General features: G+C 62.9%; 15 protein-coding genes. 8 read left to right on the top strand and 7 right to left on the bottom strand.

All coding sequences use genetic code 11. The features are described from left to right. Positions 1 to 13 precede the first annotated feature (13 nt). The 6 genes from VMV82_07695 to VMV82_07670 are packed head-to-tail and all read left to right on the top strand — an operon-like array spanning position 14 to position 8035. Positions 14 to 1255 carry a 6-phosphofructokinase gene (locus VMV82_07695; GenBank protein ID HUY41435.1) on the top strand — a complete coding sequence of 414 codons (1242 nt, stop codon included), beginning with the start codon at positions 14 to 16 and terminating at the stop codon, positions 1253 to 1255. A gap of 46 nt (positions 1256 to 1301) precedes the next feature. Continuing rightward, positions 1302 to 1886, top strand: coding sequence for a spore coat U domain-containing protein (locus VMV82_07690; GenBank protein HUY41434.1), 585 nt, complete (start codon positions 1302 to 1304; stop codon positions 1884 to 1886). Between the two features lie 3 nt (positions 1887 to 1889). Continuing rightward, the gene (locus VMV82_07685; GenBank protein HUY41433.1) at positions 1890 to 2591 is read left to right on the top strand and encodes a fimbria/pilus periplasmic chaperone; all 702 of its coding nucleotides are present in this window, start codon (positions 1890 to 1892) and stop codon (positions 2589 to 2591) included. Beyond that, positions 2582 to 4732: a hypothetical protein gene (locus tag VMV82_07680; GenBank protein ID HUY41432.1), complete on the top strand. Its 2151-nt coding sequence runs from the start codon at positions 2582 to 2584 to the stop codon at positions 4730 to 4732. The genes VMV82_07685 and VMV82_07680 overlap by 10 nt, the downstream gene beginning before the upstream one ends. A 58-nt stretch (positions 4733 to 4790) precedes the next feature. After that, positions 4791 to 5573 (top strand): SDR family oxidoreductase, encoded by a 783-nt coding sequence (locus VMV82_07675; GenBank protein ID HUY41431.1) that lies wholly within the window; start codon positions 4791 to 4793, stop codon positions 5571 to 5573. Continuing rightward, positions 5573 to 8035, top strand: coding sequence for a hypothetical protein (locus VMV82_07670; GenBank protein HUY41430.1), 2463 nt, complete (start codon positions 5573 to 5575; stop codon positions 8033 to 8035). The genes VMV82_07675 and VMV82_07670 overlap by 1 nt, the downstream gene beginning before the upstream one ends. A 16-nt stretch (positions 8036 to 8051) precedes the next feature. Here the strand turns inward: VMV82_07670 and VMV82_07665 are convergent, their stop codons facing one another. Continuing rightward, entirely contained in the window at positions 8052 to 9236 is a 1185-nt protein-coding gene (locus VMV82_07665; protein HUY41429.1) for an MFS transporter, read from the bottom strand. 250 nt (positions 9237 to 9486) lie between these two features. On the opposite strand from VMV82_07665, the gene VMV82_07660 reads away from it, so the two are divergent. Next, complete coding sequence (locus VMV82_07660; GenBank protein HUY41428.1) at positions 9487 to 9912, top strand: DUF1036 domain-containing protein; 426 nt, start codon at positions 9487 to 9489, stop codon at positions 9910 to 9912. Between the two features lie 110 nt (positions 9913 to 10022). Here the strand turns inward: VMV82_07660 and VMV82_07655 are convergent, their stop codons facing one another. The 6 genes from VMV82_07655 to VMV82_07630 all read right to left on the bottom strand — a co-directional run bounded on the left by VMV82_07655 (position 10023) and on the right by VMV82_07630 (position 14551). Then, the gene (locus tag VMV82_07655) at positions 10023 to 11342 is read right to left on the bottom strand and encodes an FAD-dependent oxidoreductase (protein ID HUY41427.1); all 1320 of its coding nucleotides are present in this window, start codon (positions 11340 to 11342) and stop codon (positions 10023 to 10025) included. Next, positions 11339 to 12757 carry a tryptophanase gene (locus tag VMV82_07650; GenBank protein HUY41426.1) on the bottom strand — a complete coding sequence of 473 codons (1419 nt, stop codon included), beginning with the start codon at positions 12755 to 12757 and terminating at the stop codon, positions 11339 to 11341. The genes VMV82_07655 and VMV82_07650 overlap by 4 nt, the downstream gene beginning before the upstream one ends. Before the next feature lie 49 nt (positions 12758 to 12806). Further along, positions 12807 to 13019 carry a hypothetical protein gene (locus tag VMV82_07645; protein ID HUY41425.1) on the bottom strand — a complete coding sequence of 71 codons (213 nt, stop codon included), beginning with the start codon at positions 13017 to 13019 and terminating at the stop codon, positions 12807 to 12809. 25 nt (positions 13020 to 13044) lie between these two features. Then, positions 13045 to 13863 carry a hypothetical protein gene (locus VMV82_07640; GenBank protein ID HUY41424.1) on the bottom strand — a complete coding sequence of 273 codons (819 nt, stop codon included), beginning with the start codon at positions 13861 to 13863 and terminating at the stop codon, positions 13045 to 13047. A 262-nt stretch (positions 13864 to 14125) separates the two neighbouring features. After that, on the bottom strand, positions 14126 to 14287 hold the full coding sequence (locus tag VMV82_07635) for a lmo0937 family membrane protein (GenBank protein ID HUY41423.1): 162 nt from the start codon (positions 14285 to 14287) through the stop codon (positions 14126 to 14128). A 15-nt stretch (positions 14288 to 14302) separates the two neighbouring features. After that, a complete protein-coding gene (locus tag VMV82_07630) occupies positions 14303 to 14551 on the bottom strand; it encodes a DUF6496 domain-containing protein (GenBank protein HUY41422.1) in 249 nt (82 codons plus the stop codon). Positions 14552 to 15101: 550 nt separating this feature from the next. Between VMV82_07630 and VMV82_07625 the strand changes: the two genes are divergently transcribed. After that, on the top strand, positions 15102 to 15350 hold a 249-nt coding region (locus tag VMV82_07625), incomplete at its 3' end, for a hypothetical protein (protein ID HUY41421.1).

The raw sequence follows: 15350 nt of genomic DNA, 5'->3' as shown, positions 1-15350 counted from the left end.
GACTCCTCATGCGATGAGCGACACCCTTGCGATTCTCGTCGGAGGCGGACCAGCGCCCGGCATCAACGGCGTCATCGCCTCGGCCGCAATGGAAGCGTTCAGCTGCGGGCTGCGCGCGATCGGGATCTACGACGGCTATCGCGACCTCGCCGCGGGCCGCGAGCCGCAGACGGTCGAGCTCACCTTCGATCAGGTGTCACGCATCCACACCACCGGCGGATCGATCCTGCGAACGTCGCGTACGAACCCCGCGCGAGACGATGCGGCGCTCGAGCACTGCGTCGCAGCGCTCGACTCCTTGCACGTTCGCTATCTCGTTTGCATCGGAGGAGACGACACCACGTTCGGCGCGGCAAAGATCGCCGAGAAGATGCGCGGGCGCGTCGGGGTCGCCACCGTTCCCAAGACCATCGATAACGATCTTCCGCTACCCGACAACGCGCCGACGTTCGGATTCGAAACGGCACGTTCGGTCGGCGCCGATATTCTCGAGAGCCTCATGGAGGATGCGCGTACGACCGCGCGCTGGTACGTCGTGGTCTGCATGGGGCGCAAGTCCGGAGCATTGGCGCTGGGCATGTGCAAAGCCGCGGGCTCGACGCTCGCCGTTCTTCCCGAAGAGTTCCCGGAGCACACGGACCTTCAAGCGGTCATCGATACGATCGTCGGAGCGATCGTCAAGCGCCGTTCCGTGGGACGCCGGCACGGCGTCGCGGTGGTCGCCGAGGGCATCGCCGAGCGTCTTCCGGGCGAGGCGTTCACGGCGCCGGAGAACGTCGGGCGCGACTCCTTCGGGAACATTCGGCTCGCCGACATCCCGCTTGGCGTCGTCCTGCGCGACGGCACGCGCAAGCGGCTCGAAGAGATCGGCGTCGACTCCATCGTGCACGCCAAGGACATCGGCTACGAGCTGCGCTGCGCCAAGCCGGTGCCGTTCGACGTCGATTACACGCGCACGCTCGGCTTCGGCGCGGTGCGCTACCTGATCGAGGGCGGCAGCGGCGCGCTCATCGCGCTCTCCGGCGGAAACGTGCAGCCGATCGCGCTCGGCGATCTCCTCGATCCCAAGACCGGGCGAATTCGCACCCGCTTGGTCGACACGACCACCGAGGCCTATCGCGTCGCGCGGGACTACATGGTGCGGCTCGAGCCGCCGGACTTCAGCGACGGCGCAAAGCTTGCATCGCTCGCCGCGCAAACGCGCCTCCAGCCTAGCGAGTTTCGCGCCATCTTCGAGCGCGTCGCCTTACCCTGACGCCGGGCTGTCACGCGCGCTAGAGGCTGGGGCACTAGCGGTTGTGATGGAACACACAGCACTTCAGCTCAAACGACTCCTCGGCGGCATCGCGCTCGCCACCTTCGCAACCGCGGCGCCGGCTCTCGCGGGCGGCGGCGGATCGTTGCCCGCAAACGAAACGTATATCAACGTCAGCGCGCAAGTCACGGCGAGCTGCGCGGTCACCGTCGTCGCACAACCGGCGACGTTCCAGGTCGTTCCCGGTCAAGCGCTCGGTCAAGAGACCGGCAGTCTCGGCGTGAACTGCACGAACGCTACGCCGTACGCCATCGAACTCGGACCGGGTGCCTACGGCGTGGACGGCGCGACGCCGACCCGCTACATGTGCAACTCGAACTGCAACGGGACCAACGCACCTGCCGACGGCATCGCCTATCAAATCTTCCAAGATTCCGCGGAAACCGCGCCGTGGGGCGATGCCGTCGGCACGAATACCGTGGGCGGCACGGGTCGGGGCATGGGGTCCGCCGATGCAATCAACGTGCCGTTCTACGTCGACTCCCCGCCGGGCCAAAGCATCAGCAACGAGGTCGTAGCGGGATCGGCAAGTTACTATTCCGATCAGGTGCTCGTCACCGTATCGTACTGACCCTTGTTTCTCGCCCTGCTCTTGGCAGCGACCGGCTTCGCTTCCGCGTCGCCGGCGCTGCCCAGGTGGCACATCACCGCCAACCGGCTCGACGTTCCGGCCGGCAACCTCGCCGCCGACTTCACGATCGCGAACGACGACCGCGTCAACGAGCGCTTCGAGATCACCGCCTACTCCTGGAATCAGCATGACGGCGCCGAGACGCGCCGGGTCGACGTCGACGACGTCCTGATCTTCCCGCGCCTGCTCGAGCTTGCACCGGGCGAAAGCAGGCGCATTCGCGTCGGGGTCCTCAGAAGCGATCCGTCAGTCGAGTCGGATTACCGTATCGCCGTCGAGCAGCTTTTCGATCCGCAAAGGGACCGGTCGGGAATCCATTTTCTCCTTGCATACAACCTGCCGCTGTTCGTCGCTCCGCAGCGCTCGATATTCAACGCACGTATCGCCGGCGTCTCCGCTCGCTCGAGGACGCTCTATGTTACCGTCAGCAACGGGGGTAACGTTCACGTGTTCGTGCGAAGGGCAGTCGTGAGATGGCGTGGGGCGTCATCGGCGTATGGCCAACCGTTCTACGTGTTGCCGCACGCAACGATGGGATTCGCCGCGGTCGTGCATCGCTGCGGCACCGGCCTCGTCACGATCGTACCGGACAAGGAGTCGCACCTTGCGCCGCTGACGGCATCGCTCTCGATTCCGTGCCCCTAGTCGCGCGCGCCGCGTGGCTCCTCGCTGCGTTCGCCCTCGTCGCTGCGAGCGCGCGCGCTGCGGAGCCGGCGCGCGTCATCGCCTCTCTGCGCGTCAACGGGGTTGCGCACGGAGACATCGTGATCGTTCAGGGGGCGCACGACGTTTACGTCCGCGCGCGCGATCTCATCGGCGTTGCTTTTCCACGCAGACCGGCGACGACGACGATCGACGGCGACGTCTACGACTCGCTTGGCTCGAGCGGCATCGCATATACGTACGACTCCGCGTCGCTCACGCTCGAGCTCACGTATCGCGTCTCCACGAGGCAGCGCCTCGACGTCAGGGTTCCGCCGGCGACGTTGTATCGTAACGGCTCGTCCGCAACGGTCGCGTACGCGGGAGCGTTCCAACGCGGCGGGCCGCCCGCGCTCTCAGAGCGTATGACCTTCGCCATGCCCGGGGGCGTAGCACACCTGGGGTTTGCGAAGATCAACGGCGTCGTCTACCGCACCGGCCTCGACGCCGACTTCTACGAGAAGGGCGAGAACGGCGAAATTCTTCTCGGCGACCAACTGCTCGCGAGCGGCGGAGTCCTGCCGTCATTGCCCATCTTCGGTGTCGGAGTGACCCACGGCACGTCGGTTCGCACGAGCGCCGACCGTGCGCCGTTCGAGCGCGTCTGCGGAATCCTCAGAGATCCGGCGACGATCCGGATCGACGTCGCAGGCGAGGAGCCAATCGACGTCGGGCTCGAGCCGGGGCCCTTCTCGATCGACGGCATCCCGGTCGCTGCGCACGTCAGTGCGGTCGACAACCTCACGAATCTCCCCGTGCGGATCGACGTTAGGCCGCGGCTCGATGCGCGACTCCTTGCACCCGGGTGGCACGAGTTCACGATCGCCGCAGGCGTCCCGCGAACGTGCGTCTATGCGTGTGCGACCTATCGCGGCTTCGCCATCGGCGGCTCGCTTCTCACCGGCGATACGCTCTCTCTTTCAAGCGGTCCGCACGCGGAGTATTTCGACGGCCGCGTGGGTATCGGCTACGACGTCGTCGCCGCGGATCCCGACCATGCGCTCCGGCTCTCCGTGGGGTTTGGACCGCTCGACGGAACGCTCGTCTCCTACGTGCAGCGTGCCGGTCCGCTCTCCTTCGGCATCGGTTACGGTGCCAATGGTGCGCCGGCTTTTGGCGAGAACGCCCGGCTCGCCATGCCACGGCGCAACACATACCAGACGCTGAGCGCCTCCTATCGCACGCTGCGATTCCAGTACCAGCTATCGGATTACCGGCGATCCGGCAGCGTGCAATCGTATGACCTCATCGATAGCGTGCGGGTCTTTCACACCGTTTTGCAGCTCGACCTTCGCGATCGACGCGCGCGCGGGCGAACCGGCAACGTATCGCTCGGAGTGCTCTTTCCACTCGCCATCAGGCGGTGGCGCGACACGACCCTGCTCGGGGCCACCATCGGCGCGCATCAGGGGCCGGCCGCCGTACTCTCGTCGGAAATCAACACGCCCAGCGGGCTCGAGGTTGGCGGCACGAGCGGCGCGCTTCACGTTTCGTACGTCTCGGATGCGATCGAGATCTCAAGCTCGAGCGCCGGCACGCTCGCCATCTCCGGCGCTCTCGCCTTCCTCCACGGCGTGCACCCGCTGCGCGATGCAGATGCCGGCTATGCCGTCGCCGTCGGCCGGCCCGGCGATCTCATCGCCGACACGAACGGGCGCATCCACACCGTAGGCGCCGGATCGGCCTCCGCGTTTCCGCTTCCATCGAGCAATCACCCGACGGGCGTAACGTACGTACAGCGCAACGACACGCTCGACGGCAGCGCAGCGCTGTCGGTCTCGCACGTCTACCCTGCGCCGGGTGCGGGCGCGCTCGTCGTTATCACCCACGCGCGGCTCTCCGCCGTTATCGGCGCCGTCGCCGGCCCGAGGTGGCGCTATGGCACGATCGCGCTCGCAAACGGTGCTAGCTCGCCGATCGGCTCCGACGGCATGTTCTACTTCGAGGGGCTTTCCGCGGGCAGCTATCGCGCGGACGTTTCGGGCCGCGACGGCTCGTGCACCGCCACCGTCGTCGTGCCGCTCTCAAACGAGCGGCAGATCGACATCGGATCGATATCCTGTGTGCCCGTTCTTCGGCAATGACCTCGTTTGCTTTCGGAATCGACTCGCGTAGCGTTCCACAGGAACTGCACGTCGAAGGTTGCACACCAAAGTCATGCAGTTATCTGGTAAGCGCGCTGTCGTCACCGGAGGCGATACGGGGATCGGAGCGGCCATCGTGCGTGCTCTGGCAGCCGAAGGCGTTAGCGTCGTCATCGATTACGTCAAAGACCCGATCCCGGCACGGGCTCTCGCCGACGAGCTTTCGCTCGCCGGGCACGGCGCAAGCGTATGCGCCGCGAATGTCGACGATGCGGACGACGTCGACAGGTTGATTGCTCATGCCGTCACCGTCTTCGGCGGGCTGGATATTCTCGTGAACAACGCCGGCATAGAATCGCGCCATCCATTCGTGGAAACGCCGAACGACGTGTGGCAAAGGGAGATCGCGGTGAATCTCACGGGGCCCTTTCTGTGCGGCAAGGCGGCTGCGAAACAGATGATCGGCCAAGCGCGGGGTGGTCGAATCGTCAATATCTCTTCCATCCATGAAGACGTCGCTGCCCCGACGAACGCGCCGTACTGCGCGGCGAAGGGTGGCCTGCGAATGCTCATGCGCACGATGGCCGTCGAACTGGCGCCGCATGGGATAACCGTTAACAACGTCGCCCCGGGTGCAATCGATACGCCGATGGATGCGGCGACGAAACACGATCGAAAGCTGGACGAGGCCCTTCTTCGCGAGATCCCTCTGCACCGGTGGGGAAAGCCCGAGGAGATCGCCGGGCTCGTCGTTTGGCTTTGCAGCGAGTCGGCCGCCTACGTCACGGGAGCGACCATGGTGATCGACGGTGGCATGATGCGGCAAGCAGGGTCTTTGTAATGGCCCGCTACGAGATGATCAATCCGCCCACCGGCGTCTCGCGCGAAGCCGCGGGCGATGCATCGTTCGCGTACGTCCTCGATGACGATCAGATGGCGCAAGGCAGCACGCTTGGGTCCCCGCGCTGTTGTGTGGTGATACGTCCGACCGGCGCGATTGATAAAGTGTATTCGCCAGATGCCGGCCATGATTTATTCGGCGCGACCTGCGTGCGGCTTTGGGACCGGCGCAGCAAGATCCGGCTCGCTAGCCGTCGTGGTGAGTTTCACATCCACCCCGAGCGGCAAGACCACACCTACGAGCTCGATAATGGCGTAAACGTCCACGAGCAGGTCTTCCCTTATAATTACGACGGTGCCGACGGTAAAGAAGTTCCCGTGCCGGCGGTTTACTATCGTTACAAGTTCACGAATGCCTCACCGTCGCGAGCGACGTTTGACATGTACGGCTTTTGCGAGCTTCGGGGAACGACGTCGCACGACGTCGTCGCCGACTTCGATCGCGCGATGGGCGGCATCGTAGCCTGGAATCGTAAAATGCCTTCGCAGGTACGGCTCTTCGCGCCGCTGTGCTCGTTTGATGGCTGGGAAACGAGCGACGACCGGGGAAAGGTGGTCGCGCGAACGTCACCCGGGGCGCTCGCCGGCGCCGCAACAGCGATTGGTCCCGAGCCTGTCGCCGCGTTTCACATCGCCGTAGACTTGCGACCGGGCGAGGAGCGTTGGGTTGATTTTCTCTACGTCTTGTCGGCAACGTCACGAGAAGACCTCGCAGCTGCGCGTGCAGCTTGCCCTAACGCGGAGACGGCCCTCGAACGAAGTTCAGCATACTACCGCAAGTACTTACGCAGGTCGATTCTGCGCACGCCCGATCACGATGTGAATCAGGGGGTACTTTGGGCGAAGGCCAACATGCTTCGCGTGCAGACGTATGCGCCGACCGGTTGGTGCTTTACGAACGATCCTACGCGTAGCAGCAACAGCGTTGGACGCGACACGGCTTGGATGTCATTTGGGGCCGATTATCTGAATCCCGACTTCGCGCGCGAGTCCCTGAGCGCATATTTTCGCCTGCAAGAGCCCGCGGGGAAGATCGTCGAGTACTACGACATCCGTAACGGCAGATCAGAGGACTACGGGCTGAACATCAACGACAACACGCCGTTGGCCGTTATTGCGCTATGGCACCATTATGCCGTTACCGGCAATGAAGCGTTCGTACGCGACTGCTATCCTGGTGCCGTTCGGGCCGTGGAGTACATCCTTTCACAGTGCAACGAGCAAGGGCTGGTGTGGTGCACGTCGACGAAAACCTCGGATTGGGGCATCATCGGCTGGCGTAACGTGATTCCGAACTATCGCATTAGCGGAGCCTCGACCGAGGTCAACACGGAATGCTACGCAGCGCTGAAGGCCCTTTCGGAGATGGCTCGCCTCCTCGGCGACGATGTGGCTGCGGAAAAATACGCGGCTTGCGGCAATGCCTTGTGCGATGCCATCAACACCCACCTCGTCAATCCGGCGAACGATCTGTATTACCTCGCGATCGACGTTGACGGCTCTCGGCGCACGGACGTTACGGCCGATCTCGTCTTTCCCGTGCTCTTCGGCGTAGCGCCCCCGGAGCGCGCCGCTCGCATCATCGGTGTCCTCAACGATGCGGCATTCTGGACCGATGCGGGCATCCGGACCGTGCCACGGGACGATTTGATCTACGGGCCGACCAACGGGTATGGCTTGCTCGGAGGCGTATGGGTCGCCGTCACTTATTGGTATGCGTTTGCGGCAGCGAAATACAATCCGGCGTTCATGGCAAAGGCTCTGTCGAGTAGTTTTCGCCATTTTTCGATGGATCCGCGCCGGAATAACACGGTGCCCGGTCAGTTCTCCGAATGGCTGCACGGTGAAATCCTCGTGAATCAAGGGATGATGCTCTCACCCTGGGATGCGCCGCGCTATCTGTGGGCCGCCGTCGAAGGCGCCGCCGGCTTAGACGTGCGCGGCAAGGACGCAACGATCAATCCATCGCTGGCTGCCGATTGGCGCTGGCTGACGGCCACGAACGTGCCGTTCCGCGGTACCTCCATCGCCTGGATTGCTACGCGCATGCCGAGCGGCGTCTGCGTTCACACGACATCCGATCTCATGTCGGACGCGACGCGAATACCGTACGACCGCGACGTTACCGACAACGTGCGGGTTACGGATCCCCTCGCAACGCTCGTAGCTTTTGCGGATAGCGATCACACGATGGTCTTCATCGGGAACTCGAGCCCGCAAACGATTACGACATCGGCATCGCTTGCCGCGGTGGAACGGGATCGGCACTCGGTACGGCTATTTTCAACCGTCTGGAACGAGTGGAGGGATCTCGGTACGCTCGCGAAGCAGGCCCTCCTCGACGGCGTCATCGCCGTCATCGATGCCGGCGGGTTCGCCCTCATCGACATAACGCCGCGTTAGGACGCAATGGTGACGCCTATCGGCTCGATTTCACCGCACTCTCCTGCGACGCTCTGCACGCGAGCATCGCTACGATCGCGAGCGCGAACGCTATCGTGGCCGACCATCGATAGATCTCCGAAAGTGACGCGTCGCCACTGCTACGAAGGGCGCCGATAGCGAACGTTCCGAGCCCTTCTCCCGTCATCAGCGCAGCGACCAGGGCGCTGGCGACCCGGTCTTTGTCGTCGGGCATTGCCGCAAGCGCGAGGGACATCGCGTACGGAAACACGATGCTGCAGGCTATTCCGGCTATGATGAATCCGCTAACGAGGAGCGGTGCCGAACCCCATTCCGGTAAGAGCAGAAATGCGATTCCAATCGCAATGGGAAATGTGGCGAACGCGAATCGCGGATGGAGGGACCGCGTCGCGAATGCCGCGGCCAGGCGCGCGCCGGTGAGAGAGAGCCAGAAGCCGGAGAGCGCGGCCTCACCAACGCCTAGCGAGAATCCTCGATCGATATGCACGAATGTCGTTGCCCAACTTGAGAACGCGCCTTCGCAGAAGGCGTAGAACAGCGCCGCGACGCCGAAGAGTACGAGCACGCGGGGGATCGGACGGCGCGTTCTGGCGCGAGCCGTCACGGGTAGCGCCTTCCACGCAAACGAGACCACGAGCACGCACGCGAAAGAAGCGACGAGAACCGCCGGCCATATAGGCCACGCTCCACGAGCCGCCAGCGCCCCAACGAGAAGTGGCGTGATGGCCGTGCCGAGCCCGGTGAGCACGTTAGCGATCGTCACGGAGCGCGTCGCGCTAGGCGAGAGCGAGGACGCGAGTTCATTCACTGCCGAGAAGTTCAAGCCGAACCCGAGGCCCAACGCGGTCGTGTCGGCGAGGAGAAGGCCATATGCTGCCCGGTGCGGCAGGACGGCCGACGTCATGAGGGCCAGGAGCCCGAGGCTGTTGGCGACGACGCCCAAACGCAGGACGGCAACCATTCCCAGGCTCTTGGCAAGCAACGGCGCAGCCGTTGCCGCGACGATCGCTCCTAGCGTGAGCGGGACGAAGAGCGAACCAAAGGCCTGCGCGTCGATGCCATAGGGCGCCCGTAAGAACTCCGTGGCTAGTGCCGGCACCAGCGTGAACGAAAACCCTTGTAGCGTCGCGGCACCATATACCACAGCGGCGGGACGAAGCTGCTTCAGCACGAGGATCATGCTCTTGTCCGTTCTTTCGAGTCGTGAACTTTCATCGATGACGTTGGCATCCGACGTGAAATACGTGGCGGCCTTCGTCGCGCCGGACGCATGGGATTCGCCGACCGTGACAGAAGAATGAGCTCATGAGCCTCCGCGCGCTCGCTCTTTTCGGTTTTTCCGCAGCCTGTTAGGTTCGTCGAAGATTGCAAGCGGCCCCGAAGAAGCACGGACCGGCCCGTTATTCATCGTCTGCTAGAGGAGCGTCCTTTTGAAAACAGTAGCGTTATCTTTCGTCTTTTTTGCGGTCGTGTGTGCCGCGTCGATCCTGCACCCGGCGACGGCTCGCGCGAGCTTTCGACTCTGCAACAACTCCGAAGAACAAGTCAACGCCTCTATCGGCTACAAAGACATGGGTCACCCCGGCCACAACTGGTTCTCGCGCGGCTGGTGGGTCATCGCACCGGGAAACTGTGCGACGGCTATCGGCGGCGACGTTCCGGTCCGCTACATGTACGTTTACGCCTATACGGCCGGTAACGCGCGCGTCTGGGCGGGTCAGTACACCTTCTGTACGGTATCCGATGAGTTTGAAATCTGGGGCCCGGAGAACGACCCCTGTACGGGAAGCACGCTCTCCCATTTCATCGAGGTCGACACCCACGGCCAGACGGACTGGACCTATACGTTCGAATAACGGCTGGTCTTCCGATCGCGGCTGCCGCTGCCGTTGCCGCTCTATTTCGCGCTTGTTCGGCATGGCATCGGAGCAGGAGACGCGACCGGCCGCGATGGTCTGCGGTTGTTTCAATTCCCCATGAACGCTGCGTCGAGCATCTCGGCGACGTCGGTGAATTTTTCACTCGGTTTCCCGTTTCGGGCGCGCGCTTGCTCGGCGCGCGCGATGCGCCGCCAAGCGTCGAAATCCACGACTCTGACCTTGCGCTCGCGTAAGAGCGCATCGATGCTGTCGCCGCCCGGTTTCGTGACGCGGTCCGGCGATCGATCGAAGTCGGATACGATGCGCCCGACGAGTTGCTTAGCATCCGTCCTATTGGTGCCGATAACGCCCTTTGGTCCGTGTTTGCTCCAGCCCGCGACGTACACACCCGGCTCCACGAAACCTTCGTCGTTGGCGATCACGCCGCGCGTTTCGTCGAATGGCACGCCGGTGGGCGGCTTGGTATGATAGCCGATCGCCGTAACGACGACGTCGACGGGCAACTCGAACCGTTCACCGGTGAGTTCGGCTCGTCCGCGTTCGACGATGCGCGTGCGTTCGAGCAGCAGGCCACGCACGCGATCCTCACCGATCACCGCTTGAGGCGCGGCGCAAAAAAGGAAATGTATTCGCACGGGCTTCGTGCCCAGCTCACGCTTGGCGTAATCGCGGAGAATCTCGACGTTGCGTTCCTTCGCCTTGATTTCTTTCTCGCCAATGTGAGGACCGATCCCATCCGGTAGTTGCGACGGGTCCACGATGATGTCGCATCGTCCCAGTTCGCCAAGCTCGGCAAGCTCTGTCGAGGTGAAACTCGCCTCAACCGGTCCGCGGCGTCCGATGAGATACAAGTCCGTAATGGTGCTTCGCTCCAACATGGCGGCCGCGTGACGGGAAATGTCGGACTCCGAAAGCTCGTCGGCCGTCTTCGCCACAATCCGGACGATGTCGAGGGCGACGTTGCCGTTCCCGAGAACAGCGAGCGCCTTGCCCTCGAGTGAAGCGATGACGTTACGGCAATCGGGATGACCGTTGTACCAGCCGACGAAGGCCGCGGCGCCGTAGACTTGCTCGAGATGTTCGCCCGGTATCCCGAGGCGACGATCGATGTTTGCGCCGATACTCAATACCACGACGTCGTATGCCGCTTTGAGCTCGTCGTATGAGACGTCGGTGCCGAGGGTGACGTTTCCGAGAAAACGCACGTGCTCGCGATCGAACGTGCGATCGAAGGCTCTGGTAACGTTCTTCGTACTCAGGTGATCCGGCGCGACGCCGCTTCGAACCAGACCATAGGGTGTAGGAAGAGCATCGAAGACATCTATGCGGACGCCGGGGCGTTGCCGTGCGAGTTCCTCGGCCACGTAAAGCCCGGCGGGCCCACTTCCAACGATCGCGACGTTCACCGTACCGCCGCCTCTACGGAAGGACGGCGAGGGCGAGAGAGCGGCTCGAAACGGGCGGTAAAGTGCCGCAGCGGCGGTTGTTGCCATACCATCCGCAACCCGGCAATCCTTTCCCGCCGAGCGTACACGTCGCCTACGACCTCGTGCACGTAGTCGATGTGGCTCTGCGTGTAGACGCGGCGCGGAATCGCCAGACGGACGAGCTCCATCGCGGCGGTCGTTTCCTCGCCGGTCCGAGCATCTGTGGACCCAAACATCACGCTCCCGATCTCGACGGCGCGAATGCCTCCCTCCACGTACAGCTCGGCGACCAACGCTTGTCCCGGGAACGCACGTGCCGAAATATGTGGAAGCATTGCGGCAGCATCGATGTAGATCGCATGCCCTCCAGGCGGCAAAACGATGGGTACGCCGATCTCACTCAAGTGAGAACCCAGATAGCCGGTCGATGCGATGCGATACCGTAGATAGTCTTCATGCAGGGCCTCCTCGAGCCCGACGGCTATCGCCTCGAGATCGCGCCCCGCGAGCCCGCCATAGGTGGGAAACCCTTCCGTCAAAATCAATAGGCGCGACTCTTGGGTTGCGAGCATCTCATCATTGCCTGCGAGAAAGCCGCCGATGTTAGCCAGGCCATCTTTCTTGGCCGACATGGTGCATCCGTCGGCGTAGGAAAACAGTTCGCGTGCGATTTCGCGGGGCGATTTCTGCGCGTAACCCTCTTCCCGCTCTCGTATGAACCAGCAGTTCTCCGCAAATCGGCAGGCGTCGATGTAGAGCGGAATCCCATTGCGGGTGCATACGGCGCGGACGGCCTTGACATTGGCCATCGCGACCGGCTGGCCGCCGCCGGAGTTGTTCGTAATGGTGAGCATGACGAGCGGTATGCGCTCGGCGCCGACGTCGCGAATGAGGGCTTCCAGCGCGGCGACGTCCATGTTGCCCTTGAAAGGGTGCAGCTCAGCGGGGCGGCGCCCCTCCGGGATCGGCAAGTCGATCGCTCGTGCGCCGACGGCTTCGATATTGGCCCGCGTCGTGTCGAAGTGCGTGTTATTCGGAACGACGTCGCCCGGCTTGCACATCGTGCTGAAGAGAATCCGCTCGGCCGCGCGGCCCTGGTGCGTCGGGAGCACGTATCGAAAACCAAAAATTGCATGGATGGTATCGAGGAAACGATAGTACGAACGTCCACCGGCGTACGACTCGTCTCCTCGCATCACTCCCGCCCATTGATCGGCGCTCATGGCGCCGGTTCCGCTGTCGGTCAGCAGATCGATCAGGACGTCCTCGGCGCGTAGCAGAAACGGATTGTATCCCGCTTCCTCGAGAAATCGCTCGCGCTCTTCGCGAGTCGTCATGCGAATCGGCTCGACGCTCTTTATGCGAAACGGCTCGATAATCGATCGACGTCTCATGCGATCAACGATACGCCGATCGGAAGCGGGAATCCGCTCGCCGCGGGAATCACGTTTTCGGTTGTGCCGCACGCGCCCAATGCGTTACAACCGCCCGCGGCGCTCCCTCGGCACATCGGCGCGTGAGCTCGCCGACCTTGTCCGGCTTGAGGCGCGTGGTCGGGTCGGCTCGTCGGGAGCCGTTGTGAAGTTCGCACGGATCCGCCGCTTGCGGATCGCTTCCCGTTGCGAGCATGCCGTTCTCGACGGCGTAGCAGCGCAATGGGACGCCGGTTACGTCCGCGCAGCTACGCCTTGCGCTTGTCCGCGAGGGCCTTCGCGACCTTGAGCGCAATCGCGCCACCCGGGATGACCAAGTTGAGCGTCTCCGCTCCGATGTCAAATAGCGTTTCGGGTTTTAACAGTTTTCCGACGGCTGCCATCGCCGCAGGAACTTCCGCCTGCAACTCTCCGGTGACTGCATCGACCGCAACTTCCGCGGTTTTGTTCTTTGTCGCCCAGGCGTACTTGAAACCGAACGTGGGCCGAAGGTAGAGATCGATGCACTCCACGTTCACCGTTTCTTCAGCGATGTCGTCGGCGTCCGTCGGGCGGAAATCGTCTCCCAGAAGCGTACGAATGACCGCCGAAGCACGAATCGATGGCGCGATGATTTTGGCGCCTTCCGGCGCGAATTCGTCGAGGTCTACGGGAGTCGTGTGCGCTTTAGGGTATGGTTGGACGCCGATGGACTGGCCGCTCAGCGCGTCGAGCCATAGCTCTCGCTGCTCGTCGCGCTCGCAGTGTTCCACGATGGGCACGTCGATGCCGCCCGCCGCAACCGCATAGTCGGTCCCTCCGAAGGTCACAGCAACGACGTGCGGTGCCTTCACGGGTACTTTATATGAATCACTCCGATTGTAAACGAAGCGAAGGTGCGCCTTTGCATGCCACAGCGGAAAGTAGCAGAGGCCCTGATCCGAGATCGTGATGTCTGCGTCCTTCGGGCGAGAGAGAAGCCGCGAAAGGGTTCCGAAGGCGGACGCGGCGTGCGCGCTAGCGCGCCCGCGCGCTTCATCGGCCGAGATTTCCGGGTCGAAACAGAAAGCGCCCTTCTCGGCAATCACAATTTCCATATGGTTGTGCCCCAGAGACTATGCAGAAGGCCGCGCTACCGCACCACGTCGGCTTTTCCTGCGTTACCGAGGTCTAGACTGCTCGCGACGACCTGCGAGCTGGGCAACCCTCGGATTCATACGGCCATGATCGCCGTCGCGTTCTTCACCATTGTCGCCACGGCCGCGACGCTCGGCGCCACGGAAAGACATCGCGATGAATCTCTTACGACTCAATGCGATTCAAGCGCGCGACATTCCGCTGCGTGACGAGCTAGATGCGCGCGCCGCGCCCCATCAGCAGGTTCCAGATCAAGAGAACCACCGCGATCACGAGCAGGATGTGAATCAGTCCGCCGCCGATGTGAACGAATAAGAACCCGATCAGCCACAGGACGACGAGGACGACGATGATCGTCCACAATAAACCGGCCATTCCCTCTCCGCCTTTCTACGACTTCTTGCGAGGTTTCTTACGGGAGATCTTCTTGCGCGAGCTTTTCTTCTTCGGCACTTTGCCGCCGGCTTCTCGCGCTTCGGAGAGTCCAATCGCGATAGCCTGCTTACGGCTCGTGACCTTACCCGAACGCCCGGCTCTCAGCTTCCCACGCTTCATCTCGTGCATCGAGCGTTCAACCTCCTGCTGAGCCTTGGGCCCGTACTTGCGGGCCTTCTTGCGTGTCGTGCGCTTCCTCGGCATTGTAGAAAGCAAGGTACCCATGCCTGCGCCGCGCAAAACGCTTCTGCGTCAAGTGACGGCGCGATAGCCTCCGTCGTGGTAGACGAGCGGCGGGAGCTCCGCATAGTGCACGTCTTCCACACCCGCAAGCCCTATTCGATAAGCACGTAATGCGCAAGTCTATCAATGCCTTGGGTTTTGCCGTTCCTCATTCGTAATGAGCGATGCCGCGTGGCGCCCGACGATGCGGCGCAACGCCCCGGATGCAGTCCTCGAGTTGGCTTCTTCGATCAGCGACGGCCACCGTTCGGCCACGACAGGACCGACCGCTTCGGGCCACGGTCCCCCGACCGATCTCGGGAGGGCGCTCGGCGACCTCGAGATCCGGCCGGTCCAAACGGGAAAACCATTGCGTACTTGTTCGAATTCGTACAGGTGGCGACACTGTTCGGCTCTATTATCTATGATTAAGGTGATCGATCGGTAGTTCCGTCGGAGGCGTCTTCGAAAGAGCCTGCCCGACCGAGAACGGCCCGAAGGTCATGGTCGCGAATGACCTTAGGAGGAAGCGTTGAAGCCACTGAGCATCGGGATCCTCACCGCGCTGCTCGCAGCCGGTCTCGGACTCAACGCGGTCGCTGCTCCATCGGCCTCTGCAACGCATGGCAACATTGGACCTAATGCGCTCGCGCAGGCCTCGGATCAGGCGCCGCCGCCCAACTTCGGCTCTCCGCCGTCGGGGCAAATACCCATACTCTATAACGACCACCACGTCTACTCGAAGCCCGACGTTCTGAAGCAGGATCGCGTGCTCTCCGCG

The sequence above is a fragment of the Candidatus Dormiibacterota bacterium genome (assembly GCA_035532035.1).
Classification (GTDB): domain Bacteria; phylum Vulcanimicrobiota; class Vulcanimicrobiia; order Vulcanimicrobiales; family Vulcanimicrobiaceae; genus Tyrphobacter.
The sequence above is the reverse complement of the archived record's forward strand: the minus strand, read 5'-3'. Positions and strand labels throughout refer to the sequence as shown.